Annotated in this window: 16 protein-coding genes; 4 read left to right on the forward strand and 12 right to left on the reverse strand. The window is 54.8% G+C overall.

All coding sequences use genetic code 11. The features are described 5' to 3' along the window. Positions 1-157: 157 nt before the first annotated feature. Positions 158-559 carry an Rrf2 family transcriptional regulator gene (locus tag NST26_RS22070; protein ID WP_036731737.1) on the reverse strand — a complete coding sequence of 134 codons (402 nt, stop codon included), beginning with the start codon at positions 557-559 and terminating at the stop codon, positions 158-160. Positions 560-851: 292 nt separating this feature from the next. After that, positions 852-3,524, reverse strand: coding sequence for a glycoside hydrolase family 78 protein (locus NST26_RS22075; RefSeq protein WP_340979790.1), 2,673 nt, complete (start codon positions 3,522-3,524; stop codon positions 852-854). Positions 3,525-3,681: 157 nt separating this feature from the next. On the opposite strand from NST26_RS22075, the gene NST26_RS22080 reads away from it, so the two are divergent. Then, positions 3,682-4,590: a helix-turn-helix transcriptional regulator gene (locus NST26_RS22080; RefSeq protein ID WP_036731732.1), complete on the forward strand. Its 909-nt coding sequence runs from the start codon at positions 3,682-3,684 to the stop codon at positions 4,588-4,590. Positions 4,591-4,672: 82 nt separating this feature from the next. Next, positions 4,673-6,418, forward strand: a complete 1,746-nt coding sequence (locus tag NST26_RS22085; RefSeq protein WP_340951348.1) for an ABC-F family ATP-binding cassette domain-containing protein — start codon at positions 4,673-4,675, stop codon at positions 6,416-6,418. A 132-nt stretch (positions 6,419-6,550) separates the two neighbouring features. Here NST26_RS22085 and NST26_RS22090 read toward each other — a convergent pair whose 3' ends face one another. The 9 genes from NST26_RS22090 to NST26_RS22130 form a co-directional block, all read right to left on the reverse strand. Then, positions 6,551-9,754, reverse strand: a complete 3,204-nt coding sequence (locus NST26_RS22090; RefSeq protein ID WP_340958019.1) for an alpha-mannosidase — start codon at positions 9,752-9,754, stop codon at positions 6,551-6,553. Positions 9,755-9,955: 201 nt separating this feature from the next. Then, on the reverse strand, positions 9,956-10,996 hold the full coding sequence (locus NST26_RS22095) for a LacI family DNA-binding transcriptional regulator (RefSeq protein WP_036731728.1): 1,041 nt from the start codon (positions 10,994-10,996) through the stop codon (positions 9,956-9,958). A gap of 398 nt (positions 10,997-11,394) precedes the next feature. Next, entirely contained in the window at positions 11,395-13,134 is a 1,740-nt protein-coding gene (locus NST26_RS22100; RefSeq protein WP_340951346.1) for a glycoside hydrolase family 5 protein, read from the reverse strand. A gap of 15 nt (positions 13,135-13,149) precedes the next feature. Next, a complete protein-coding gene (locus NST26_RS22105; protein ID WP_340951344.1) occupies positions 13,150-14,022 on the reverse strand; it encodes a carbohydrate ABC transporter permease in 873 nt (290 codons plus the stop codon). After that, positions 14,019-14,906: a carbohydrate ABC transporter permease gene (locus tag NST26_RS22110; RefSeq protein ID WP_076081176.1), complete on the reverse strand. Its 888-nt coding sequence runs from the start codon at positions 14,904-14,906 to the stop codon at positions 14,019-14,021. The genes NST26_RS22105 and NST26_RS22110 overlap by 4 nt, the downstream gene beginning before the upstream one ends. Before the next feature lie 33 nt (positions 14,907-14,939). Beyond that, a complete protein-coding gene (locus NST26_RS22115) occupies positions 14,940-16,259 on the reverse strand; it encodes an ABC transporter substrate-binding protein (protein ID WP_340951343.1) in 1,320 nt (439 codons plus the stop codon). A gap of 132 nt (positions 16,260-16,391) precedes the next feature. After that, complete coding sequence (locus tag NST26_RS22120; protein WP_340951341.1) at positions 16,392-17,453, reverse strand: response regulator transcription factor; 1,062 nt, start codon at positions 17,451-17,453, stop codon at positions 16,392-16,394. Continuing rightward, positions 17,431-19,230 (reverse strand): sensor histidine kinase, encoded by a 1,800-nt coding sequence (locus NST26_RS22125; RefSeq protein ID WP_051478581.1) that lies wholly within the window; start codon positions 19,228-19,230, stop codon positions 17,431-17,433. The genes NST26_RS22120 and NST26_RS22125 overlap by 23 nt, the downstream gene beginning before the upstream one ends. 257 nt (positions 19,231-19,487) lie before the next feature. Continuing rightward, positions 19,488-20,003 (reverse strand): hypothetical protein, encoded by a 516-nt coding sequence (locus NST26_RS22130; protein WP_051478579.1) that lies wholly within the window; start codon positions 20,001-20,003, stop codon positions 19,488-19,490. Between the two features lie 572 nt (positions 20,004-20,575). Here NST26_RS22130 and NST26_RS22135 point away from each other — a divergent pair. Further along, the gene (locus tag NST26_RS22135; RefSeq protein ID WP_340951332.1) at positions 20,576-21,685 is read left to right on the forward strand and encodes an alpha/beta hydrolase family protein; all 1,110 of its coding nucleotides are present in this window, start codon (positions 20,576-20,578) and stop codon (positions 21,683-21,685) included. A gap of 379 nt (positions 21,686-22,064) precedes the next feature. After that, positions 22,065-23,066, forward strand: a complete 1,002-nt coding sequence (locus tag NST26_RS22140; RefSeq protein ID WP_340951330.1) for an ABC transporter substrate-binding protein — start codon at positions 22,065-22,067, stop codon at positions 23,064-23,066. 168 nt (positions 23,067-23,234) lie between these two features. On the opposite strand, the gene NST26_RS22145 is transcribed toward NST26_RS22140, so the two are convergent. Further along, positions 23,235-24,581, reverse strand: a complete 1,347-nt coding sequence (locus NST26_RS22145) for a glycoside hydrolase family 30 protein (RefSeq protein ID WP_340951328.1) — start codon at positions 24,579-24,581, stop codon at positions 23,235-23,237. Between the last annotated feature and the right edge of the window lie 12 nt (positions 24,582-24,593).

Here is a 24,593-nt window from a genome sequence, read left to right on the forward strand (position 1 = left end):
TTGATTGTCTTAACTGCAATACAATTACACAGACTTAAAAGATTTTGAATATCTATAATACCCGCTAAGTTGCAACGGCTATACCGCCCCTGAAGGGACGGTATCCGTTGCAGCGGGAAATAGCAGCACACAGTTTGACGCAGCAAGATGCCATAGCTTAATGCATGGACAGCATTTTCCCGGCAAGCTCGGACATCATTTTGTTACGCAAATAGTCTTCCATCTGCCCTTCGGCCTTGACCATCTCCTGCTGAATCAGACACTCGCTGGGATGGTCCAGGGCGCAGTCAAACAGCGACGCTGTGCCTTCAATGGCATGGATGATATCCAGGAACGAGATTTCGTTCCCCTTGCGCCGCAGACGATACCCGCCATTCGCACCGGATGCAGACTCGATAAGCCCGGCCTTGACCAGCTTGGTCAGAATCTTGGATAAATACGTTGGCGATACATTCTGCCGCTCGGCAAGCTGCTGCACGCCCATCGGCTTATCGGGAGTGTGCGCCACCAGGAACAGCATCGTGTGCAGGGCGTAGTTCGTTGCTTTGGAGTACTTCATGTCTTATTCCACCTTACCTATGGACTATGTCCGCAATTACAGACTTCATTTGTCTATGATAGCCCTTATGCAGGGAGATTGCAAGCACCGGGAGGGGGGATGGGGAAAGATAACAAGTGGGTACGGATTTGTTGTCCTTTAGACAGCCCGCTTACGTCCGCCTCGGCGCATTGTGTTCGGTTTTTCGCCTACATCCAGCCCACGCGCCGCAAAAAAAAAACAGAGCCCCGTACTCCCGAGGGCTCTGCATCGCAGCATTATCAATGGCTGAAATAGCCCGTCTACACGCCACTTACTTCCGCAAAGGGTACTGGAATCTGTATTCCCCCGAGCCAAGTGTAACCTTCACCACCTGTGCCAGCTGCTCAGCGGAATGAATGCCTGGGACCTGCTCAAGCGGCTGCCCGGCCGCCATTCCTGTCTCCGACACTTCGGCCAGCAAGGCGTCCGGCAACAGCACCGTAGCTGAGGTATTCGGGGGAATCACGGCGATCAGCCCGATTGTCCCGGAATCTATCGTCCATTCGGAGCGGATCGTCCCGTACATGGATTCCAGACTGGCGGCAGCCGAGGTCAGTCCGCCTCCCGGATGCGGCTGGATCAGGAACTGCTTATAGCCCGGCCCTTCCTCTGTCTGCTCGATCCCGGCCACATGGCGGTACAGGAAATCCCCTACCGCCCCGTAAGCATAGTGATTGAAGGAATTCATCTCCTTGCTCCAGAAGCTGCCATCCTCCTTAATCCCGTCCCAGTGCTCCCAGATCGTAGTTGCGCCTTGTGTAATCTGATACAGCCAGGATGGATAGTCCATCTGGAGCAGCAGCTTGTAGGCAGCCTCGTAATGTCCCGCATCCGCCAGCACCAGATTTAAGTATGGTGTGCCGACGAAGCCTGTCGTAAGGTGATACCCGCTCGCTTCCAGCAGCTGGACAAGTCTCGCAACCGTGCGGTCCTTTGCACTTCCTTCCACCAGTCCGAACATTAGCGCCAGCACACAGGCTGTTTGGGTAGCTGGACCTTCCTCCCCCGCTGGTATGATATACGCTTGGTTGAACGCATCCTTGACCCGGCTATGAAGCTGCGAGTATTCCTCTACATCTTCTGCCCGGCCCAGCACCTTCGCCGTCTTCTCCATCAGCTGGACCGAATAGGCATAGAAGGCTGTTGCGATATAATTTCTGTCCGTAGCACCCACATGACTGTCCGGCTTGGAATCCAGCCCCAGCCAGTCACCGAAATGGTTGCCGGTATTCCACAGGAACTCCTCCGTCCCCTGGCGGCGGATATACTCCACCCAGCCCTGCATGCTGCTGTACTGCTGCTCCAGAATCCGCTTATCCCCATAACACTGGTAGATCGTCCACGGACAGATTACCGCCGCATCGCCCCAGGCCGCAGAGGAATGCGAATTCTCATCCAGCACATGCGGAATCACGTACGGGACACCGCCGTCCTCCCGCTGATCCGCAGACAGGTCTTTGAGCCATTTGCTGAAAAAGGGCGCCACATTCATCAGATACGCCGAGGTGCGGATGAACATCTGCGCGTCCCCGGTCCACCCTAACCGTTCGTCACGCTGCGGGCAGTCGGTCGGCACATCGACGAAATTGCCCTTTTGCCCCCAGAGAATGTTGTGCTGGAGCTGGTTCAGCAGTGCATTGGAGCAAATGAAGGTGCCAGTCGGCTCCATATCCGAATGCAGCACCACGCCTGTGAAGTCCTGCAGATTCAGCGGGTCCGGGAAGCCGATTAGCTGCACATACCGGAAGCCCTGGAAGGTAAAACGCGGCTGGAAGCTCTCCCTGCCTCCGCCACGGGCGATATAAGTAACGGTCTGCCTGGCCATCCGGAGGTTGTCGGTATACACATTGCCCCCCTGGTCCAGCACCTCGAAATGCCGCAGCTGATACTCCTGACCCGCCGCGCCATCTACGGTGAACCGCAGCCAGCCGACCATATTCTGGCCCATATCGAGCACCGTCTCCCCTGCCGGGGTGCGGATGAGAGCAACAGGTGCCAATTCCTGGATCGCCCGGACCGGATCATTCTCCTGGGCGAGCAAAATATTCTTGGCATACGGAAGAATCTCCGGCGGTGTCCACAACGTGTCGTCATACCCCGGCAAGCTGAAGCCGTGCTGCGCCAGGCGGGCGTCATAGGTTTCCCCGTGATACAGCTCCGACATCAGCAGCGGGCCGGGCAACACCTTCCACTGCGGGCCGCTCCCTATGATATGCTCCGTGCCGTCCTCATAAGTGAGATGAAGCTGCAACAGCAGCGCTGTGCGGCTGCCATAGATATGCTTCCTGTGCTCCCAGCCGAGATTCCCTTTGTACCAGCCGTTCCCAAGCCAGGCACCAGCCGAATTGTCCCCAAGGGTAAGCAGCGGGGTCACATCATACGTCTGGTATTGCAAGCGATGGCTGTAACTGGTCCAACCAGGATTGAGATAAGTGTCTCCGACCCGCGCTCCGTTCAGCTCCAGCTCATACAGCCCGAGACTGGTCACATAGATCCGGGCCCGGGCGAGCGGCCGGTCCACCTGGAAGTTCCCGCGTAGCAGCGGGCTTTGCTCTGCGTCTTCCGCAAGGCAGGCCAGCGGAGCCGTAATCCATTCAGCGGTCCACTCCTCCGGCGAGAGCAGCCCCATCTCCCACCAGGCTGCTTCGGACCATTCCGTGGGACGATTGTGCTGATCCCATATTTTCACCCGGTAATAATAACGCGTCCTGGACTGCAGCTCCAGCCCCTTCAGCTCGATATGGAGAGATTCACCGGACTCCACTCTGCCCGAATCCCACCATACGCTCCCGAAGTCCGCCGCGCCTGCCACCTGTAATTGATATGCCTGCTGCCTTACATCCCGCTCATCCGCACTCACCTGCCAGCTGATTCTTGGATTACGGATATCCAGCCCCAGCGGATTCTCCTTATACTCCACTCGCGGTTTTTGGATAGCTATCATTGAATACACCTCACCTTTTATAGGATTAATCCTGTATACCTGTATATATGATGCGCTTTCTATTACAATTATAGGATTCCGCTTGGTTTGCATGACCTGCAATATGGACATTTCACCGGGGTAAAAAGGACTTTATGCCATCTGGAGGAGGGAACTGATGGATTCGGCCAACCATACGCTAAAAGGGGAGTATTTCTTCCGGGGCAATCTCCTGTTATATGTGAACCGCGCTACCGAGACCTATGATCTTCCGCTTCACTCCCATGACTTCATGGAGCTGACCTTCGTGGCCGAGGGCAAAGGCTTTCATTATATCGGCCAGAAGGCTCACCCGACCGGCAAGGGCCAGCTGCACTTCATTCCTGTCGGCGTGTCCCATGTCTTCCGTCCGTCTTCACCCAGCTCTCTGCGCGAGCCGCTCGTCGTGTACAATTGTTTGTTTAAGCCGGAGCTGCTGGACCGTCTTGCCTGCGTGATTCAAGACCCGCCGATTGCCTCCTACCTGGAGCAGATCAGAGAACAACGGCTGCCTTCCTTCTCCCTGACGGATCTGAATGGTTCCATAGAGAACCTGTTTCTGGCGCTTCACCGTGAGCTTCACCTGCCGCAGAGCGGCTCGGACAGCTATTTGCTGACCCTGTTCATTCAGCTTCTGATCAGTATCTACAGGCTGGAGCATGATGAGATTCAGTTTCCGTTGGGCAAGCAGACGCAATTTTTGCAGATTCTGAATTATGTCCACCTGAACTATGTGCAGGAGATTACCCTGACGCATCTCTCACGCAGCTTCGACTGGAGTGAACGGCATCTTCAGCGGCTATTCAAGGCGCATACCGGGCAGACCTTCTACCGGTACCTGCAGAACGTCCGGATTCAGAAAAGCTGTCTGCTGCTGGTCCAGCAGCCCAATTCGCCCGTTCACCTCATTGCAGAGCAGGTAGGCTACCGCGATCCGTCAACGTTCAATCTGGTGTTCAAGCGGATTATCGGTACCACACCGGGGATCTACCGGCAAACACCGGGAAGGAAACAGATGGAAGCGGTGAACCCGGAGGAACAACTTTAACGCGGAATCATTGATGTTATCAGGAAATAGTGTTAGGCTATCAACGGTAAACTCCATTCCAGCTACACAGAAAGGTAGTCCTATGATTAAAGTTCAACACCTGTCCTTCTCCTTCCCGCAAAAAGAGCTCTACACTGACATTTCGTTTACGCTCGAAGAGGCGCAGCATTGCGCTTTTATCGGAACCAGCGGCAGCGGAAAAAGCACCCTGATCGATATTCTCATCGACCGGAACAGATATTTGTTCGACGGTACAATAGAGATGGAGCCTGATTGCAGCATCGGGTATGTGAGCCAGTTCGCCAAGCCTGACCAGTCTCTAGACACCACCGTGTTTGAATATATAGCCGGACCTTTCATTAAGCTACAGGAGGAAATACAGCTCATCTGCACTGAGATGGAGACCTCGGCGGATATTGAGCCGCTGCTGGAGAAGTATCAACTGGCTCTGGACGCTTTTGAGGCTTTGGGCGGAGATGATTACGAGAGTCTTATTCATAAAAAGCTGAATCTGGCAGACCTCATGAAGCGCAGGGATCTCAAGGTATCCGAGCTGAGCGGCGGGGAATTCAAGCTTGTTCAGGTAATGAAGGAAATGCTGAACCGCCCCGACTTCCTGATTATGGATGAGCCGGATGTCTTCCTGGACTTCGAGAACCTGAATGCGCTCCGGCAGCTGATTAACGCTCATAAGGGAATTCTGCTGGTGGTTACGCACAACCGTTATCTGCTTAACCATTGTTTTAACAAAATCATTCACCTGGAGAATAAGGAGCTCCAAGAGTTTGACGGCCGCTACCTGGAATACAACCTCTCCCTCCTTCAGACCAAAATAGAGCTGCAGGAGCTGGCCCTCGCTGAACAGGAAGAGATTGAGCGCAACGATGTGATCATCGACAACCTCCGGGCGATCGCCACGTATAATTCAGAAGCCTCCAGAGGGAGAGCGCTGAAAGCGAGAGTGAAGTTCCAGGAAAGACTGGAGGCCCGCAGAATCAAAGCGCCGTTCGTGGACATTAAGCAGCCGCAGATTCATTTGGGGATGGTGCATGAGCCGCAGGACACTGACACTCCTGTAGTGACAGTCCAGGATTACCGGGCGGCCTTCGATGAGCTGCTGCTGGACAAGGTTAGCTTCGAGCTGAATGCTGGTGATAAAGTCGCCCTGATCGGTCCGAACGGTACCGGCAAAACAACCCTGCTGCGCGATATTGCGCGGGGCCAACACGACTCTATAACCCTCAGCCCGGAGGCTGCGGTAGCTTATCTGTCCCAGCTTCAAGGCGAAGTGCTGAACGATTCCAACACCCTGCTGGAAGAATTCATCGAGGCCGGGATGGCTACGTATGATGAGATCCGCTCCCATCTGGCAGGCTACGGCTTTGAAGGCGAGATCGTGAACCAGAGAATAGCAGCCCTGTCCGGCGGCGAAAAGAATTTGTTACAGCTGGCCAAGGTGTCTGCCCTGAAGGCCAATGTCCTGCTGCTAGACGAGCCGACTAGCCATCTGGACACCTACACGCAAATCGCGCTGGACCAAGCCATCCAGGAGTACAAGGGCGCGATTCTCATGATCTCCCATGACTTCTATTCCGTAGTCAACGGGATGGACTATGTGCTGATCATTGACGATAAGACGGTCCGCAAGATGACGATCAAGAAATTCAAGAAGATGATCTATGCCCGGCATTTCGATAAAGATTATCTGGAGCTGGAGCAGAAGAAGAAAGCAGCCGAAACCCGGGTAGAACTGGCGCTGAAGGATAATAATTTTGAGCTTGCCAAGAGTCTGGTAGTCGAGCTGGAAGAACTGATTAAGCTGATGTAAGCAGACAAGAACAGTTATATGTTCAAAAAAAGGCCGCCAATTTCGGCAGGGTGTAGTGAAAACTCTCCTGCCGAAATGGCGGCCTTATTGATGTGCATTACCCTGCTTGGACGGGCAGCCCCGGCTTAAGCATTAGGCAAAAGCCACATGAACCGTATGGATCTCATAAGGCTTGAAATCAAGCCGTATAGCAGGTCCGTCTACCGGCTCAGCCTCCAGCGGGCGTTCCATCAGATCGCGCAGCTGCCAGGAGGAGACGGCATAATCGCTGCTGACATCCGCCGTGCAGCGTGTTCCGGTGAACTCATGCAGCCGGACGATACAGCCGCTGCCGTCTTCGGCCAGCTTAACCGCGTCGATTGCAATGTTCGGAGCATCGCAGGTAATCAAGGATCTTCCGCTTCCGGCTGTATAGGCTCCTTCCACAGCCAGCAGCGGCTGGTTCAGCGCCCATGCTTCCTGCACCGTGCCCGCAGCCACCCAATCCCCTTCATGCGGAAGCAGCGCATACGTAAAGTGATGCTCACCCTGATCCGCCAGCCGGTCTGGGCTGGTCGCCGATTTGATTAGCGACAGCCGCATCGTATGATCCTTGATGTCATAGCCGTATTTGCAGTCATTCAGCAGGCTGACCCCGTAGCCCCGCTCCGACAGATCGGCCCACTGATGGCCCACACTCTCAAACCGTGCATAATCCCAGCTTGTATTCCAGTGCGTCGGCCGCTTCACATTGCCGAACTGGATATCATAGGTCGCTTCCGTAGCCCTCACGGCAACCGGGAAGGCCGCCTTCAGCAACTGGTGCTGCTCATGCCAGTCTACATTGGTCTCGAAATCAATCCGTGCGCTTCCGGCATACACCTTGACCTTCTGGATAATCGAGGAATCCATGTAGCTCCAGACGAATTCCAGCACCGCCTGGAGCGGGCCGCATTCGGTCAGCTTGACGGAGCGCAGATTGGTGATGACCTGCATTTTCTCCTGGTAGAAGAGGTCGATATCCCACGCATCAAACATCTTCGGCTTATCCTCGAACACTTGGAGTACATTGCCGCATTCGCCCGGTGCCAGCACCTCGCGTGCCGCGCCGCGGTCGAAGATCCGGCTTAGCTGTCCAGATGCATTCCACTCCAGAATATAATAAGGAGTGGTTAGTGTGGAATCCTGCCAGTGGAAAGGAACGGTAGGTTCCGGCTGAGCGGCTTCGGAACCGCCAGGCTCAGCGGCCACAATCACTGCGCTCCCCATTGCCGGGACCGCCGGCGTCTCCACCAGCCACTGCCCGCCGGAGCGCTGTGCAGTAAGCCGGTTACCTTCAGCATCTGTCCAGACAGCATTCTCCGCATCATGAGGCACAGTTGCCAGCCGGGGAGCGGTGAAGAATGCGCTGTTAAACAGCGTATATTCTGTCTGCACCGGGGCTTCCGCCGGAGGGAGGTCTGCTTGCGCCGCAAGCGAACCTTCGGCAGACGCAGACGCGGGACCGACAAGTCCCTCCACAGCCGCTGTCCGCGCCGCTAGGCCAAGCTGCTCTGCTTCGGCATATTCCACCCGGGAATCCTGGTACACCTCATGAATGGAGGAGCCGGGAATAATATCGTGGAACTGGTTGCGCAGAATGATCTGCCAGCCTTCCAGGAGCGCGTCCGCAGGATACTGGCCGAATCCGCCGCTCTCCGCCGCCCAGAGCATCTGCAGCCATTCCGCTTCGCGGTATAGCAGCTCCAGCTTGCGGTTCATTTTTTTATTATAGGCCTGGCTGGTATAAGTTCCCCGGTGGTACTCCAGATATAGCTCCCCGTCCCAGGTATGCACATACTCCTCCGTAGCATCTATCGTCTCATGGAGACGCTCGAAGTACTCCGCTGCCCGGCCCGTCTTCACCTGTGGAAGACCCGGCATCGTATCCAGCCGCCGCCGCATCTCCAGCATCTCGCGGTTAACACCGCCGCCCCCGTCCCCGTAACCATAGGACAACAGCAGCTCACGGTTCAGGTTCTTGTCCCGGTACTGTTCCCAGATGCCCTGCACAGAGAAAGGCTCGATCAGGCCGTTATAGGTGTAATACCAGGCCCCCGAATCCGGTCCCTCGGGTGTGGTGATGAAGTGGGTCAGCACCTCACTGCCGTCAATCCCCCTCCACTGGAAGGTATCATGCGGCATCCGGTTGTACTGGCTCCAGCTGATCTTGGTGGTCATGAAGGTGTCAATACCCGACTTGCGCAGAATCTGCGGCAGCGCCCAGCTATACCCGAACACATCCGGCAGCCATAGATATTTGCAGTCCACCCCGAACTCCTCGCGGAAAAACTTCGTCCCGTACAGAATCTGCCGCACCAGCGACTCACCGCTCGTCAGATTGCAGTCCGCTTCCAGCCACATCGCCCCTCCGGCTTCCCAGCGGCCTTCCTCTACACGCTCTTTGATCTCACTGTAAATTTCCGGGTAATCCTGCTTGATATAGGCATAGAGCTGAGGCTGGGTCTGCAAAAAAATGTACTCCGGGAACTCCTTCATCAGCCGCAGTACGGTGGAGAAGGAGCGGGCCGCTTTCTCCCGGGTGTGGGTAAGCCGCCACAGCCAGGCCACATCGATGTGTGTATGGCCGATGGCGGTTACAGTTACGGGATGCTCCTGCTCCAGCCGGGACAGGTCTGCGAGCAGGCTTGACTCGGCCTCCTGAACTGAGGCATAGAACGCCGCGCTTCCGGGTCTGGACCAGTCCAGCTTGTTAAAGGCCTTGTTCAAGGCGGTTAGCAGCTCATGCTTCTGAATCTGGCTGTCTTGTAGCTGCTTGATCGTACCCAGCGCAGCCCGGCCGGTATAATAGAGATTGTCAGTGGACTCATCCAGATAGGCCAGCTCCGCCCGCTTGATCTTGTGCTCCTGCGGGATGAGCTGCCCGTCGCCGTTCAGGCCTGACCATAAGCGGAAGGTGAATTTCAGCTCCCGCCCAGCCGCGCCGTCTTCCAGAAATACCTCCTGATGGTTGGAGTCCACCCCCTGATAAGGCTTCCCGTCCAGGTACAGCAGCGATTCGAACCCGCTGTTATTGCCCCCGCCGGTACGTCCGAAATCGAACAGCCCGACAACACGTTTCCCCTGCCATTCGGCTGGAACGGTTACCTTGCGGTGCAGCCACAGATAAGCATCATAGCCGGTCCAATGCTCCCCTGTCCGCAGCTTCCTGTCACCATCAAGAACAGGCGGATAGGCACCATTAGCCCCCTCCAGATCCTCAGTAACCTGCCACTCCTCAAGCATAATCCCCTCACGGTACCTGTAACTCTCCAGCTCTCTCAACCGCGCCCCAAGCTTCTCTTCTGTCCAGAACATATTCATTTCCGTTCTCCTCCCTTATATAACACGTGTTATTAAACAAAAATTATGGCGGCCGGCCACCAATTGACGGTGCCGCTCCCCGGCCTGCTTCCAGCGGATTCAGAGGGATTTATCCCTCTGATCCCTCAGCTCCAAAGAACCCAATCCTAGCTTTCACACATCATTTCAACAGAGAAAGAACATCAAAACAAGCACTTACGCGCTTTCTCCCGCACGCAATATCGCAGGCAGCCAAATCTTGTCCGCCTGTTCCTTCTCCATGACCCCGTTCATCTGCTTCAGAAGGCAGCGGACTGCCTCCTCGCCCATGCTGACGTAGGGGATTTCCACGCAGCTTAGGGATGGCAGGCTAAGCCGGTGGCCCTGAATCGTATTGTCTGCCGCCATGATCCGTACATCTTCGCCGATGCGCAGGCCAAGCTTGTGCGCTGCCCGGTACAGATCGGGTATGGCGCTCGACCAGTTGACCAGCAGCGGCGCATAGGGCCGGCCGTTATCCGCCGCCAGCTGCTGCAGGCACCCGGCCCAGTCTCCCTGCTGCTCATCCAGTTGAATTATCACGGGCTGCAGTCCATGTGCCTTGCACCAGCCGGTATAAGCATCGCGGCGGTTCCGCTCCGCCCAGTTATCCGCGCTATCCCCATGGTATATCTCAGCGTAGGCCGGACCAGGCTGCTGCGCTGAACCTTCCCGCAGCAAATAATTCAGCGCGGTCTCCACACTGCCTGAATAATCGGCTAATACCGAATATACACCCTGCACCTCTGCGTACCCTTCCACTGAAACATACGGAATCCCGGCAGCTTCGATCTTGGCTGCCCATTCCATATCACCATAACTCGTGTGATCAAGCGTCACAATCCCGTCAATCTTCCGCTGATGATAGAGCTCCAGCAGCTCGGCCCGACCATTGGCGTTTCCCTTATGACGTGGAGAGCAGAGCAGTATATGATACCCGCTGAGCTCACACTCCCGCTGCATCCCTTCCAGAAGCCGGGTAAACAACGGATGGCGCGTATCTCCAAAGGCAGCAAGCGTCATGCTCTTTCCTGTCTTCATACTGCGTGCACCGGCGTCCACATGGTAATTCAGCTCACGGATGGCTTCCAGTACGGCTTCGCGCGTTTCCGCGCCAACCCCGATGCCGGGAGTATCATTCAGTACCGCAGAAACCACACTGCGGGACACGCCAGCCCGCTTGGCTACGTCAAAGCTGGTTACTCTTTTTTTACCCATATCAGCACCTCACCGAGAGTATAACACGTGTTATTAAAAGATGTATACCGTTTTCTCCAATCCCTGTGCCAGTCAAATTAGTCCTCTGAATTCCAGTCTCCTGAATTTTAATATCCGCTTCTTCCCCTGCTCCACAGAATTTCATATTAATCATCTTCAACATAGATGAATATCTACTACAGGAAACAGGCCCGTAAACTGCAAAAACGCAATCTACGGACCCGGTTACTATTACAATTATTGATGCTAGTAGAGAACATCAGTCTTTAAATTGTGGATGGGCAAGATGAGGCCTGAAGGATTAAAAGAGTGAAGTCATTGGTGCTCTACTAGCTTCTTCATTGGTGCGGACCGGAAAGCTTGACTGCTTATCCAATCGTGTCTGTTGCATATTCGCACTACCGCAAATCCAGCCACTCGATAGCCGCAGAGCCAGCCGCAGTGCTGACAGTCAGCTCATGGCTTCCTGCCTCCAGCCGTCCGCTGCTTACGATCCGCCTCGTCTGCCAATCCTGCCCGCAGCCGTTCACCCGGCCGATCTCCTGACCGTCCAGCTTCACCAGCAGCTCACTCTCCGGCCCGCCCATCAGCACCCGCAGCTCCAGAGCCAGCGAGCCCTGCGAGCCCCGCGACTCTCGCCAGTCCTTCGATCCCTGCGAGCCCTGCGACTCCCGCCAGTGCTGGGGTCCCTCCCACTCCTGCGGACTCAGCCGCTCCGGATCCCGAACAGTGAAGGTATACGCCACCCAGTCCCCCTCCGCCAGCTCCACGCTAAGCCTCTCCTCAGGCTGCCAGGCTTCGCCGCGTCCATGCTGGAAATTGGGGGCCGTACGATTTCCCTCCACAAAGCGGAAATCCATGCCGTCCCCTTCACGGTAGCTGATGCCTGCCGCCGCCTGCCTGCCGGGAGCGCGCCCGAAGCTGACACCGCTCCCGTTGTAACCATAAAAAATAGCGGGAATCCGCACCGGTAGCCGCCGCAACAAAGAGCAGACAACATCTGCATGGTACACACAGTTAACCAGGTTCAGATTGAGCAAATATTCGTCCAGTATCACCTGAGCCTCCACGCGCTCCGGCTTCGCGCCTCCCTCCAGATAACTGACCAGCTTGTGCCAGCCTTGCGGAAGGACGATGGAGCAGGGCGAATTATCCGTATCGAGCTTTTTCCAGGTCCAGAAGTTCCAGGAGATTCCGTGATCCTCAAACAACCGGAATGCACCGGCGTACCAGTCCTTGTTGTTCTCTCCGCCCTCCCCCATGAACAGCGGAACATTCAACTGCTCTCTAGCGTCCAGATACTTCTGAATGCTCTCGGTATCAGGGTTGTTCCAGTACTTATGAAACTGCAGCATCAGATTCTGGTCCGGCAGTTCATTGCCCGGCACCCCCTCAAAGATCGACCAGTCCGTCGCCCAGTGCACACCTTCGAGAATAATCATATGCCGGGCATCCACTTCCCTAATGGCTGCAATAATCTCGCGGTACAGCGGCATCACCTGATCGTTATACTCAGCGAACCACTCCGGCAGCGGCTCGTTCAGCAGGTCGTAGCCTGCGACGATCCATTCGTCCTTGTACCGCTCCGCAAGCATCCGCCAGATGGCGACGGTCAGCTGCTTGTTGCGCTCATCCGTGAACAGCTCCGGCAGATCCTGTGCAGAGTCGTCAATATTCGTTCCCGTCTGGCCGCCGGGTGCTCCGTGCAGATCCAGAATCGCATAGATTCTATAATGCCTGCACCAGCCGATAACCCGGTCCAGCCGCGCGAGATGCTCCTCGTGCCAGCAGGACCCGTCCTCTTCTCCCCCCAGGATATACCGCGCATTGATCGGAATCCGCACGGAGTTGAAGCCTTCTTCCGCAATCCGCGCGATATCCGCTTCGGTCACATAACGGTCATAGTAGGTCTCCCAGAATACCTCCGCGTCCTCCGGACCGATCAGCTCGGTAATCATCGCCTCGATCCGGCGCGGACGGTCTCCCTGCTCCGGGAAACGCCACATGTAGCCTTCCGGAAGCAGCCAGCTGCCAAGCCCTACACCGCGCAGCAGCAGCTCGCGCCCTTCCCCGTTTCGGATCCGGTGTCCGTCCGCGTATAGAAACCCGTTTACCTCATGGTCTTCCCGGTGAATCATCTGTATTTCCTCCTATCACCCTTTGACGGCGCCATCAGCGATGCCATTCAGAATATATTTTTGCAGCAGCAGATATAGCACAACAACGGGCAGCATGGTCAGCACCAGCGAGGACAGAATCGCCGACCAGTCATTATTGCCGTACTGCCCGAACAGCATATTGGTGGACAGCAGCAGTGTATATTGATCGGCATCCGTGAGCATCAAGAGCGGCAGCAGGAAGTCATTCCACATCCACAGGAGATTGAGAATCGCCACAGTTGTCGTAATCGGCAGCAGAAGCGGAAAAATAATCGTCGTGAACAGCCTGAGCTCCCCGCACCCGTCGATCACCGCCGCTTCATCCAGATCCCGGGGGATCGATTTGACGAACCCGTGGTACAGGAAGATCGCCATCGACACCCCAAGTCCGATATAGATCAGGCCGAGGCCGAACGTTGAGCCCTGCACCGCCAGCTTCATGGAAATCCGGTTCAGCGAGATCATAATGGAATGAAACGGAATCAGCATCGACAGGACGAACAGGTTGAACAGGAAGGTGCTCAGTCTGCCGGGTGTTCTGGACAGCTTGTAGCCGGCCATGGATGAGAAGAGAATGATGCCGGTAAGGCCGGTAACCGCTACCACCACGGTGTTGCCGAGACTGCGCAGGAAGTTGGTTTTTGCAAAAGCATCTCTATAATTGCCGAATTCCAGCTGCCCTGGAACGGCGAGAATATTGTTCATCATATCCCCTTCCGTCTTCAGAGAGTTCAGCACGCCCATATAGATCGGAAAGAGCGTAATTACTGCCCCGGCCAGCAGGATCAGAATAATGATTACCGAAGAGATTCTGCGCCGTGCTGCCGTACCCGGCTTGAGTGTGGAATTCACCCGGACCGTGCTCATGCCTCCACCTCTCTTCGTTTCATGAGGCTCAGCTGGATCAGTGTGATCACCAGAACCACCAGGAACAGGATCATGGCTTTGGCACTGGCGTAGCCGTAACGGCTGCTCATCTTGAACGCTTCCTCAAAAATATTCAGGGCTATGACCTGCGTCGCCCGCCCCGGCCCGCCCCCCGTGAGCGCGAACACGGCATCAAATGCCTTGAAGGAGCTGTTCAGCGTCACGAATATTCCGATCGTTACCGCAGGATAGACCATGGGCAGCGTGATGCTGCGGAAGGTCTGCCAGCTGTTCGCACCATCGATTGCGGCCGCCTCCTTGAGCGCATCCGGCACCCCTTGCAGCGCTGCAATATAGATCACCATCAGATAGCCAACGCCGCCCCACAGGGAGACAATGACAATCGCCAGAAAAGAATATTTCGGATCGCCGATCCACGACTGGTCCAGAAAGGCGAGTCCTGCATGCTCAGCGATATAAGGCAAAGCTTTGGTGAAGATGAACAGCCACATGAAGCCGCCGATAATCATACTGATCATGTTAGGCATGAAGAAGATCGTCCGGAACCAGGCCTTGCTCCGGCTGCGTGATTCGATCAGGACCGCCAGCAGGACCGCCAGCACATTCTGCATTACAACCATAACCACTACAAATTTCAGGGTAAACCAGACTGAATCAATGAAAAAGGCATCATCCGTCAGCGCTTCGATATAATTGGAGAACCCCACCAGATGGTAGGCGGGATTCAGTCCGTTCCAGTCCGTGAAGCTGTACCATGCCCCGCCGAAGGCGGGAGCGAGCATGAATACGGCGTAGAACAGCAGCGCGGGAAACACGAAGGCCAGCAGGATGAAGGAACGTCTTCTTGCACGGCTTCCACTCATCTCTATCACTCCTATGCTGTTTCTGGGAATCCCTTAATTGCCTGCTTTTACCGCATTGGCCCAGGTCTTATCGAGTGTCTTGATGAATTCATCCTGGGTTACCCCCTGGGTGTAGTAGCTCTGCAGCAGCTTAGCTGTCTCATCGGTTACACCATTCGGGAGCGACAGATCCAGATAAGCCTTGCCTTCAGAGACATAGGAGCTGGCTTCGGTTACCCACGGGTAGGTATTGTAGGTATGCTGCTTCGCTACCGGATTAAATTTCAGTTCCTCGAACAGCGCCGAAGAATCCTTGTCATCAAGCACATAATTCACCAGATCCAGCGCCACTTCCTTGTTCTTGCTGTTAGGGGATACAGCCAGTGAGGTTGAGGTCGCCAGATTAATCTGTGTAGCAGCAGGATCATTGCTTACAGGAAGCGGAGCTACACCAAATTCCATGTCAGGATTAGCCTTCAGGATGGATTCCGCCTGCCAGGGTCCCTGCACCCACATCGCTGCTTTGCCGTTTGCAAAATCTGTAGAACCGGCCGCACTGCCCACCTCGAACGGTTTATCCGTGCCGTTAGCCATAATCAGATCAATTATGTTGAAGACATCCTTCACATCCGCGTAGGAGGCTTCGCCTTTGTTCATTTTCTCCACCCAGTCCGGATGCTCGGAGGAGACGATGCCCCCAAGAGACAGCGCCATCATCAGCTGCGGAATCCACGATTCCTGAAAGCTCAGCTCGAACGGCTTAATCCCGGCCGCATTCAGCTTGTCAATCGCCCCCTTCATCTCATCCAGCGTCTGCGGCGGCTGAATGCCGAGCTCGCTGAAGATCTGCTTGTTGTACAGATACCCCCAGGACAGACTTTCCAGCGGCAGGGCCACAACCTTGCTGTCATAGGTAACGGTATCCCGGACACTGTCATACAGCTTCGGTACGAAGGCCTGATCCGACAGATCGCTCAGATAGCCGGCCTTGTAATACCGGGGCACATCCGCAATCGCATGGAGGGTGAATACATCCGGCGCATCATTGGAAGCCATGCGGGTCTCCAGAATCTGCTTGGCCTGATCCGGGTTCGGCATCTCCAGCTTCACGGTGACATCAATATTTTTCTCCGCCAGCTCCTTGGCCTTGAATTGCTCGAAATACTTATCGAACTGATCCTTAAAGCGCGGGAAGCTCATAAATACCTTCAGCTCGACTTTCCGGGCCGGGCCTTCTGTCGCCGCAGCCGCACTTCCCGCCGGCGTGGAATCCGGGCTGTCACTTGCCGTATTTCCATTCGAACCGGAGCTGCACCCCGATACAATTCCCAGAACAAGCATCAGTGTCATTGCCGTATTAAGCGCTTTCTTCATCTCTGTTACCCCCTTCTGTTATGTCTGCCTCTTTAGTGTAGGGGATATAAGGGGCAGCGTCTTTTGAGGATATTAACATCGGGAGTTGTATTATATTGATACGCTTTCATTTTTATTTATCATCCGCAAAATTCACTTCTCGCTCCGCAGCTCACCGGGAGGAATGCCGAAGTGCTTCTTGAAGACACGGTAAAAGTAAGCCAGATCCTCATACCCGCAGAGTGCGGCGGCATCCTTGATCGGCATATCGCGCCCAGCAATCAGCTCCCTGGCCCGGTCCATCCGCAAGGAGGTGATCCGGTCAAGTACAGTGTCACCGGTTGCAGCCTTGAAGGCCCGGCTCAGATGCTCCTTCGTCACCAGGAAATGCGCCGCGATTCCTTCCAGAGACAGCGGCTCATGAAAGTGGCCGCGGATATAAGCCTCAACCTCCGCCATATCCAGCCTGATGCGGTTCCTGCGCTGCTCCAGAGCCGTGTTGACGAGCTCTGTGAAGTGAGCTGCCAGCCCCGTCACCATGGCCTGGACCGACGGCCACGGCTTATCTGTCGTTCCCGCATCAGCTCCCGGGTCCATCCCGCTGGTCTTCGCAGCTTCCCCTGCTAGCAGCAGCAGATCACGGGAGGTCCGCTCAAGCATCGCTTCCAGCTGATGCTGCGGCACCGAGTGTTCCAGCTCCCGTCCCAGCTTCTCCAGCTCCTCCCTCACTGCCGGCTTGTTCAGCGCCAGCAGCTGGTCATAGATCCGCTGGCGGTAGGCGAGATAATGCTCCATCAGCGATTGTTCCATGAGCATTAAGGGCGACCCGGTTAAGCGCTGCCGTTCCCGTTCCTTCGCGCATGCTGAGAGAACATGATTCAGCTCCGTCCGGTCCACAGGCTTCAGCAAATATTCAGCCGCCTTCGAGCGGATGGCCTGCTTGAGATAGACGAAGTCGTCATACCCGCTCATTACAATAATCTGTACCTCCGGGTACTGGCGGTTCAGCCTCTCCAGCAGCTCCACCCCGTCCAGTCCGGGCATCCGCATATCGGTGATGACAAGCCCGGGATGCAATGCCTCGATCAGCTCAAGCCCTTCTATTCCGTCCTCCGCCTCGCCGATCACCTGCATTCCGTGCTCCTCCCAGGCCCCCAGCGATTTCACCACCTGTCTGGACCAGGGCTCATCGTCAATAATCAGTACCTTCAGCATTTCGTTCATCCCCCTCTGCGGCCGCAGGCCACCGGATCACAACCATTGTTCCCGCTCCGGCCTTGCTGTATATGCTCATTCCATACTTCTCTCCAAATTGCAGCACAAGCCGCGAATGGACATTGCTCAGTCCGATCCCCATTCTCCGCTTCGGAGGTTCCCCGGCCTGTGGCGCGGGATCGGCCGCCATGGTGACATTGCCCCTAAGCGCAGCACGGATCTCCCCGAGCCGCTCCGGCGCCATGCCGACCCCTTCGTCCTTCACCATGAACACGGTGCGGCTGCCGATGGTCCTGATCCGGATGATCAGCTTCCAGGGTCCCCGCTGCGGCTGCAGGCCATGCTCAAAGGCATTCTCCACCAACGGCTGCAGCGTAAATCGCGGCAGCAGGCTGAACCGGGAGAACTCATCCGCCTCCATCACTACGGTGCAGCGTCCGAGGAAACGGTTCTCCTGAATGAATACATAATTGCGCACATGCTTAAGCTCTTCCTCCAGCTTCACCAGCCCGCCTTCATGGCTGATGGAATACCGCAGCAGATCGCCAATCACCCGGGTAATGCTATAGATATCATCAGCATTCCTCGACAGTGCCATCCCCCCGATCAGCTGAAGCGTGTTATTCAGGAAATGCGGATTGATCTGCGCCTGAAGGGCAAGCAGCTGGGCATTCTTGACCTCAATTTCCTGGCGGTACTCTACCTCAATCAGCTCCCTGATCCGCTCCATCATCGAGTTGTAGCCGCGTTCCAGCAGCCCGATCTCATCGCGGCTCTGCACAGAATGCTGTTCGAAGTTGCTGACATGCGCCTTGCGCATCGACATCGCCAGACCGACAATGGGGCGGGTAATCCGCAGCGAGAACAGGATGGACAGCAGAATAGAGGCGATGACGAATAACCCGCCGGTCAGGAATCCGGCAGCAATCGTAGGCCTTGCGCTGCTGGCGACAGTAGTCAACGGTATGGCCTTCACAAGGGTGAGCTGGCCATCCGCCACTGTCTTCATGAAGAAGAAGTAACCGTCCTTCTGCCGGAATTCCAGTCCATGCTCAGAGATATTCAGCTCCTGCAGCCGCCTGCCGATATCACCGGAGCTCTCGGACATCGTCGAACCTGAGAGCAGCTCCCCTTCATCATTCAGCAGGAAGACCGAGCTCTCGGCCTCGGACTGGAGAATATGGCTGACCTCTTCCCATACCTCTGTATTAATCCGCACTCCTATGCCTCCGAGTAACCGGTGATCCTCAAACCTGTTGATTCCGTGATACGCGTAGATCCCGCTGCCATTCTGTTTGAAATACATATTGACTGGCTCACGCGACAGCCGGCTCCAGGGACCCGTGTGTATATTAAGCGGGGAAACGCTTCCACTATTGACAAAGTCAACGGAAATGGCTTTCAGCTTCTCGTGCATGTATAGCGTCAGCTCATCTACCTTCCGGGAGTTAGTATAGAATTGCGAGGTTATGGCTTCACGGATATTGTTCAGCGAGCGGTACTGGTTACCGGCGTCCGGACTGTCTGTATCCGTAAGTCCGGCCATAAGCTGCGGATTAATCTGCAGGGTGTAGAACAGGGTATCCAGCTGTTCGATCAGCTCCTCCAGATACTGGTCGGCCCACTGCATCCGGGAATCATTCGCATTGATCATTTCCTTCTCAACGGATTGCCGCGTGTTGTAGGTGGCAATGGTAGTGACAGTGAGCACCGGCAATGTGGTCAGGCACATCATAATGACCAGGAGCCGGATTCGGAGACTGGTCCCCTTCATCATAGGCTGCTTCCTTTCCGCGAAGCTGGATTCCTTTTACCGTCAAAATATAGCATGCGGGATCTGGACAGACAATACAGTGCTGAGAATATTGCCGTCGGATCAGAATTTCTGTGAAGTATCAGGCTTCATTCCGCTACGCTGCACGGTCTGTTCTTAAGCCCATCCACGTCAAAAAGGGTACCCTCCGGCCATGATCAACTTCCTTCACGGCTGTTTGGCACCCTGTTCCTGCTTCTTTTCTGACACTCGGCTTCCGTTTATTTCTGCAGCTCCAGATCCTTCTGCTTCAGCAGGTCTGCGTATTCCGCTTTGTGTTGCTCAAGCTTCAGCTTCAGCTCGGCGCTGCCGGGATTTGATTTCAGCTCGCTGCTGGTCGTCAGAATATTGTTGACTGCAATATCAATTTTAGCGTCTATAACTTCCAGCTTGCTCTTGGTCAAGGTCAAAGCAGGATCCGGCGTTGCAACCGGCACAGGAGTCGCAGTTGGAATTCTATCGCTGGATGAGAAAAAATCCGTCCCCGTCTTCTCCACCAGGCTGATCGTTTTGCCCTCTACAGTAACTTTGAACCCGGCTAATTCTCCGATTGCGCGAACGGGCGCATAGCTTTTGCCGTCAATTACGATGGCCGGATCGGCCAGCTTCTTCCCGTACACCTTCACGCTATACTCCGCCTGAATAGCCTTTCCTACTAGTGTTGCAGAAGCGCCCAGCGCCTGCGCCCCCATCATCAATATCGCTCCGGCGATGACTCCGGCAGCAATCTTTTTCATAAGAAATTCACTCCCTGTATTTAAGACTATGACTATTATTCTATCATTTAATAGCCGTCCGTGCCTCTTTGCCGATGATTCTATTTGGCTATATCGTATCGGAAATCTACTGTATTAGAATCTGCCTTCTCCTCCATGTTAAACTAGAGAAGTAACCGTTAGAACGTAAGTTGGCGTACTACATTTTTATTATGCTTTTAGATAGGCTGAATGTAAGAAACATACGGTCTTATTATGAGTGTAATGATAGGAGCTATATTATGAGAGTATTAGAGATTGTATTAACCGTGTCAACCCTATTATTTATGCTAAGCTTTGTGTCACACAAGTTACCTCTCAAGGTAACAATGATATTAACTGCGGTTAGTATTACATTGTGCGCTGCACAGCTCTGGTTTGAAGGGTACCGCTGGCAAATGGCGGGCGTGTATATAATTGTACTTCTTGGCATGCTCATCCGCATTTCAAGAATCATTAGAGGCCGTTCGCAGGAACCGTTGTCTAGTGGAAAAACCTCCGGAACATCTATTTCCCGCTTGCTGAAACGCTGCTCTGTAGTTGCAGGTATACTCATGGTGATCGGCTCGGCAGTGCTGTCTTCCATTCTCCCCGTTGTGGAGTTCCCCGCTCCGGAAGGGCCCTATGCCGTTGGCATGCAGACTCTTCATCTCACCGACAGCAGCCGGCCTGAGCCTCAGACGCCAGACCCGGGGGATTCAAGAGAGCTAATGGTTTATGTCTGGTATCCAGCCGCTGTGAAGCACGGGAAGCATACTGCACCCTGGCTCCCTGGCGACCGTCAAAGCAACCGGAAGCTGATGTCCGCTTTTGCCGGATCATTAAGAGTACCCTCCTTCGCCGTGGATTATTGGCGGTACATTCATACGAATGCTTATCCTGATGCGGACTGGCTGCGCTCTGAAGGACCTTATCCGCTGATCCTGCTTAATCATGGCCTCGGTTCCTCCAGCCTTCTGCATACCTCGCTTGCTGAGAATCTGGCATCAAACGGTTATATTGTAGCAGCCGTAGATCATACCTACAGTTCAACAGCGACCTTGTTTCCAAACGGCACAGTTACCGGGTTTAATGACTCTTTAAGCGCAGATAATTTTACAGGAACCGGCACCCAGCTGGGCAACATATGGAACGGCGATAACCGCTTTGTCCTCGGCCAACTGCAGCAGCAATTCGCAGATTACATAAATGCAGAACAAATCGGGGTGATAGGTCACTCCTTCGGGGGAGCGGCTGCGTACGAGGCGATGTTCTCGGTTCCAGCAATGAAGGCCGGGATAGACATGGATGGATCCTTGTATACCCTTACCGGGCCGAAAATGAGCAAACCGTTCTTGTTCATAGAGTCAGAGGAATACTATAACGTGAAGAAGCAGAATACAGATCCTGACATCGATGCCGAGGAGAAAATAATGAATAATGCCTCGCTGAACGGGGGCGGCAGGCTCTATATCAAAGGCACAGCACACTACAACTTTACTGATCTGCAGTTCTATTCAAGCCTGCTAAAATATACCGGAATGACGGGCAGCATTCATAGTGCGCGAAGCAACGAAATTGTAAACCGGCTGGTACTGGATTTCTTCAACGAGCATTTGAAGGGAATCCCTCAGGATGCAGGCGAACCTGGGACTGCCGGGTATGATGAGGTGGTTAGGCCTTAATCTCCTTGGCATACTTCCTACTAAATTAGCCTTCCGTATGAATATAAGAAAGATCAGTATCCGCATCCGGTACTCATAGGTACACTTATATAAAAGGACGCCTCTACATCATATGGATGCTGTAGAGGCATCTTTGTGTTGTAAGCCGATTGTACGCGGTGGCTGTTAATCAGTACTATTGAGGATTGACAACTATCTTATTCCTCTCTATTATAATTAAATGATAATGATAATCATTATCTAGAATAGATTCTTTATTGCCTCTCCAGCAGGCATTTACCTGTTAATTTCCATACATAAGGTACATAAGTGCACTGGTGTCCATTTGTCTGCGGAAACAGGTTTTTATGGAAAAATTCATCATAAAGGAGCATCACCTATGCTGAGCACAAAAAAGATATTTCTTCCGTTAACCCTTCTGATCCTCACCTTAATCCTGGCAGCCTGCGGCCAGTCAGACAACACGAATAGCGCCGCCCCATCTGCGGCGGCTGCAACTGAGTCCCCTGCGGCCAGTCCGGCGGCAACCGGAGCTGCGGCTACAACAAGATTGTACACGGATTACAAAAAAAGAGAGGTTGAAATCCCAACTGATCCGCAGCACATTGTCTATGTCGGCAGTAATCCGGGTGACCTGCTGGCGCTGGGGATTAAGCCTGCGGGAGCTTCGCTAAGCGTCATCGGCACTCAGGTGGCTTACCCCGATCTGCTCGAAGGGATTGAGGACATCGGGTATCCGTTCTCTGCTGAGAAGATTCTGGCCTTATCCCCGGACCTGATTATCTTCGACGACTGGGATGAGACCGGGATTGAAGCGTTAAGCCAAATCGCACCGACCGTGGTCGTGGGACTGGACGGCACCTTCCCGACGGAGGAGCGTGTCCGGCAGCTGGCCGAATTGTTCGGCCGCACGGAAGCTGCGGACCGCTGGTTCAATGATTATACGACGAAGGTTGCCTCCGTGAAGAAGCAGCTCAATCTAACTGAAGGTGATACAGCTACCTCCCTGCTGGTGCTTGGCTCCGAGCTGTACATTATGGGCGGCAAAGGTCTGAACGAAACGCTGTACGGACAGCTTGGCTTCAAGCCGGCAGAAGGCGTCCAGAAGCTGGTCGATGCCGGCGAACGGTTCGTAACCATCTCTGACGAGGTGCTGCCACAGTATATTGGAAAGCATATGTTCCTCCTTACCGACACCAGCAGCAAGACGGCTGCGAGACAGACTGCACTTATGGACAGCGGCTTATGGAAAGCGATCCCTGCCGTCAAGGAAGGCCGTGTATACACCTTCGATAGCAAATATAACTTCGATGACCCGATTACCCTCGACCGGCTGCTGGATGAGATCGTTGAGATTTTTGGCAGCAAGGGTAAAGAGTAAAAAGGTAAACAGTAATTAGAAATTAATCGCGCTGGCGAATTGTATTCGGTTTATAGCATACAATTCGCCCGTGCTATAATCGCTTACAACTCATCGCAAAAAGACTTAGGCTGCCGGGATTTTCCCGGGCAGCCTAAGTCTTCGTCTAGCCTATACTTCTACTCCCGCTTACCTGCCCGCCCTCACCGAAACCGCACCCTTCGCAGCGATATCAAGGGTCAATAATTTTTCCCCCTCCAGCCGCACAGCCACGTTCTCCGGGGTCTCTCCGTCGTTGAACAGGACGACTGCGATGGACCCGTCGCGGTTGCGGAAGGCCACGGAACGCACGGGCTCATGGCTGGCGGCAGACTCCAGGCGCAATGCCCCGGGGCGGATCACCTTGCTGAAATGTGCCAGTGCATAGTAGTCCAGAGTGTACGTCAGCTCCCGGGTCTGCTGGTTGACCGTCACTACCCCGCGGCAGGTGCTCTCCCCGAAGCCGGGCACCGTAGGGCCGTTCAGTTCATCCAAGGCCATATTCCATAGCACGAACGATTTGCTGTGATTCCGCAGAATCTCAATTCCCGTGCGCATCACATTGGAGAAGGCCTGCTCGAACGGGGGAATCCATTCCCCGCCAGAGCCTTCGGTGAAATGGACCTCATGATCCGGGTAGGCCGCCTGCACCTCCGACTGCTCGGACGCCGCGCCGCCGTACCAGTGCCAGGCTACGCCGTCCACCTCTGCCCCGGCTGCCTCCAGCACAGACAGCGGATAATCCGGCCGGTCCCAGTTATGGTCGTAGCAGAAGATTTTGGCGGCCAGCCCGTGCTGCCTGAACACAGGCTTCAGATAGTCCCGGATGAACTCCCGCTGCTCCTCCGGCAGCATCAGCATACTGGGGTAATGCTGCGGCTCATAGAGCGGCTCGTTCTGCACAGTGACAGCATAGATAGGTAAGCCATGAGCGGCATAAGCCTGAATATAGCGGACAAAATAATCCGCATACACCCGGTAATACTCTGGCTTCAGCCGTCCGGCGATCATCGAGCCGCTGGTCTTCATCCAGCCCGGCGCGCTCCAGGGTGAAGCCACCAGCTTCAGCTCAGGATTCAGCTTCAAGGCCTGCTGCACCAAAGGAATGATGTCTGCTTCATCGTGGGCGATGGAGAATCCGGCCAACTCCGGATCACTCCCGCCTTCAGGCAGATCATTATAGCTGTAGACCGTTCTGGCATAATCCGATGCGCCCATGGGATTACGCAGGAAGGACAAGCCGATCCCCGCCTGCGGATCGAACAGCTTGCGCATTACCTCCGTCCGCTGCTCTGCACCTAGCACCTGATGGATCAGGTAGGCGGCCGAGTCGGTGAAGGAAGCCCCGAAGCCATCCATCTCCTGATAGGTCTTACTCGCATCAATGTCTACGGTGACCGTAACTGCATCATCAGAAATCTGCGGCAGCTGTGCTGCGGACTGCTCTATAAACAGCTCGTTCTCTCCGCTGGACTGGTACATGATCATTTCCCGCATGTGTTATCCCTC

The sequence above is a fragment of the Paenibacillus sp. FSL R7-0128 genome (genome assembly GCF_038002245.1).
GTDB classification, from domain to species: Bacteria; Bacillota; Bacilli; order Paenibacillales; family Paenibacillaceae; genus Paenibacillus_AQ; species Paenibacillus_AQ silagei.

Coding starts and splice junctions, on each gene's coding strand:
- NST26_RS22070 (WP_036731737.1), bottom strand. CDS start 559: ATGAAGTACTCCAAAGCAACGAACTACGCCCTGCACACGATGCTGTTC.
- NST26_RS22075 (WP_340979790.1), bottom strand. CDS start 3,524: ATGATAGCTATCCAAAAACCGCGAGTGGAGTATAAGGAGAATCCGCTG.
- NST26_RS22080 (WP_036731732.1), top strand. CDS start 3,682: ATGGATTCGGCCAACCATACGCTAAAAGGGGAGTATTTCTTCCGGGGC.
- NST26_RS22085 (WP_340951348.1), top strand. CDS start 4,673: ATGATTAAAGTTCAACACCTGTCCTTCTCCTTCCCGCAAAAAGAGCTC.
- NST26_RS22090 (WP_340958019.1), bottom strand. CDS start 9,754: ATGTTCTGGACAGAAGAGAAGCTTGGGGCGCGGTTGAGAGAGCTGGAG.
- NST26_RS22095 (WP_036731728.1), bottom strand. CDS start 10,996: ATGGGTAAAAAAAGAGTAACCAGCTTTGACGTAGCCAAGCGGGCTGGC.
- NST26_RS22100 (WP_340951346.1), bottom strand. CDS start 13,134: ATGATTCACCGGGAAGACCATGAGGTAAACGGGTTTCTATACGCGGAC.
- NST26_RS22105 (WP_340951344.1), bottom strand. CDS start 14,022: ATGAGCACGGTCCGGGTGAATTCCACACTCAAGCCGGGTACGGCAGCA.
- NST26_RS22110 (WP_076081176.1), bottom strand. CDS start 14,906: ATGAGTGGAAGCCGTGCAAGAAGACGTTCCTTCATCCTGCTGGCCTTC.
- NST26_RS22115 (WP_340951343.1), bottom strand. CDS start 16,259: ATGAAGAAAGCGCTTAATACGGCAATGACACTGATGCTTGTTCTGGGA.
- NST26_RS22120 (WP_340951341.1), bottom strand. CDS start 17,453: ATGCTGAAGGTACTGATTATTGACGATGAGCCCTGGTCCAGACAGGTG.
- NST26_RS22125 (WP_051478581.1), bottom strand. CDS start 19,230: ATGATGAAGGGGACCAGTCTCCGAATCCGGCTCCTGGTCATTATGATG.
- NST26_RS22130 (WP_051478579.1), bottom strand. CDS start 20,003: ATGAAAAAGATTGCTGCCGGAGTCATCGCCGGAGCGATATTGATGATG.
- NST26_RS22135 (WP_340951332.1), top strand. CDS start 20,576: ATGGTGATCGGCTCGGCAGTGCTGTCTTCCATTCTCCCCGTTGTGGAG.
- NST26_RS22140 (WP_340951330.1), top strand. CDS start 22,065: ATGCTGAGCACAAAAAAGATATTTCTTCCGTTAACCCTTCTGATCCTC.
- NST26_RS22145 (WP_340951328.1), bottom strand. CDS start 24,581: ATGCGGGAAATGATCATGTACCAGTCCAGCGGAGAGAACGAGCTGTTT.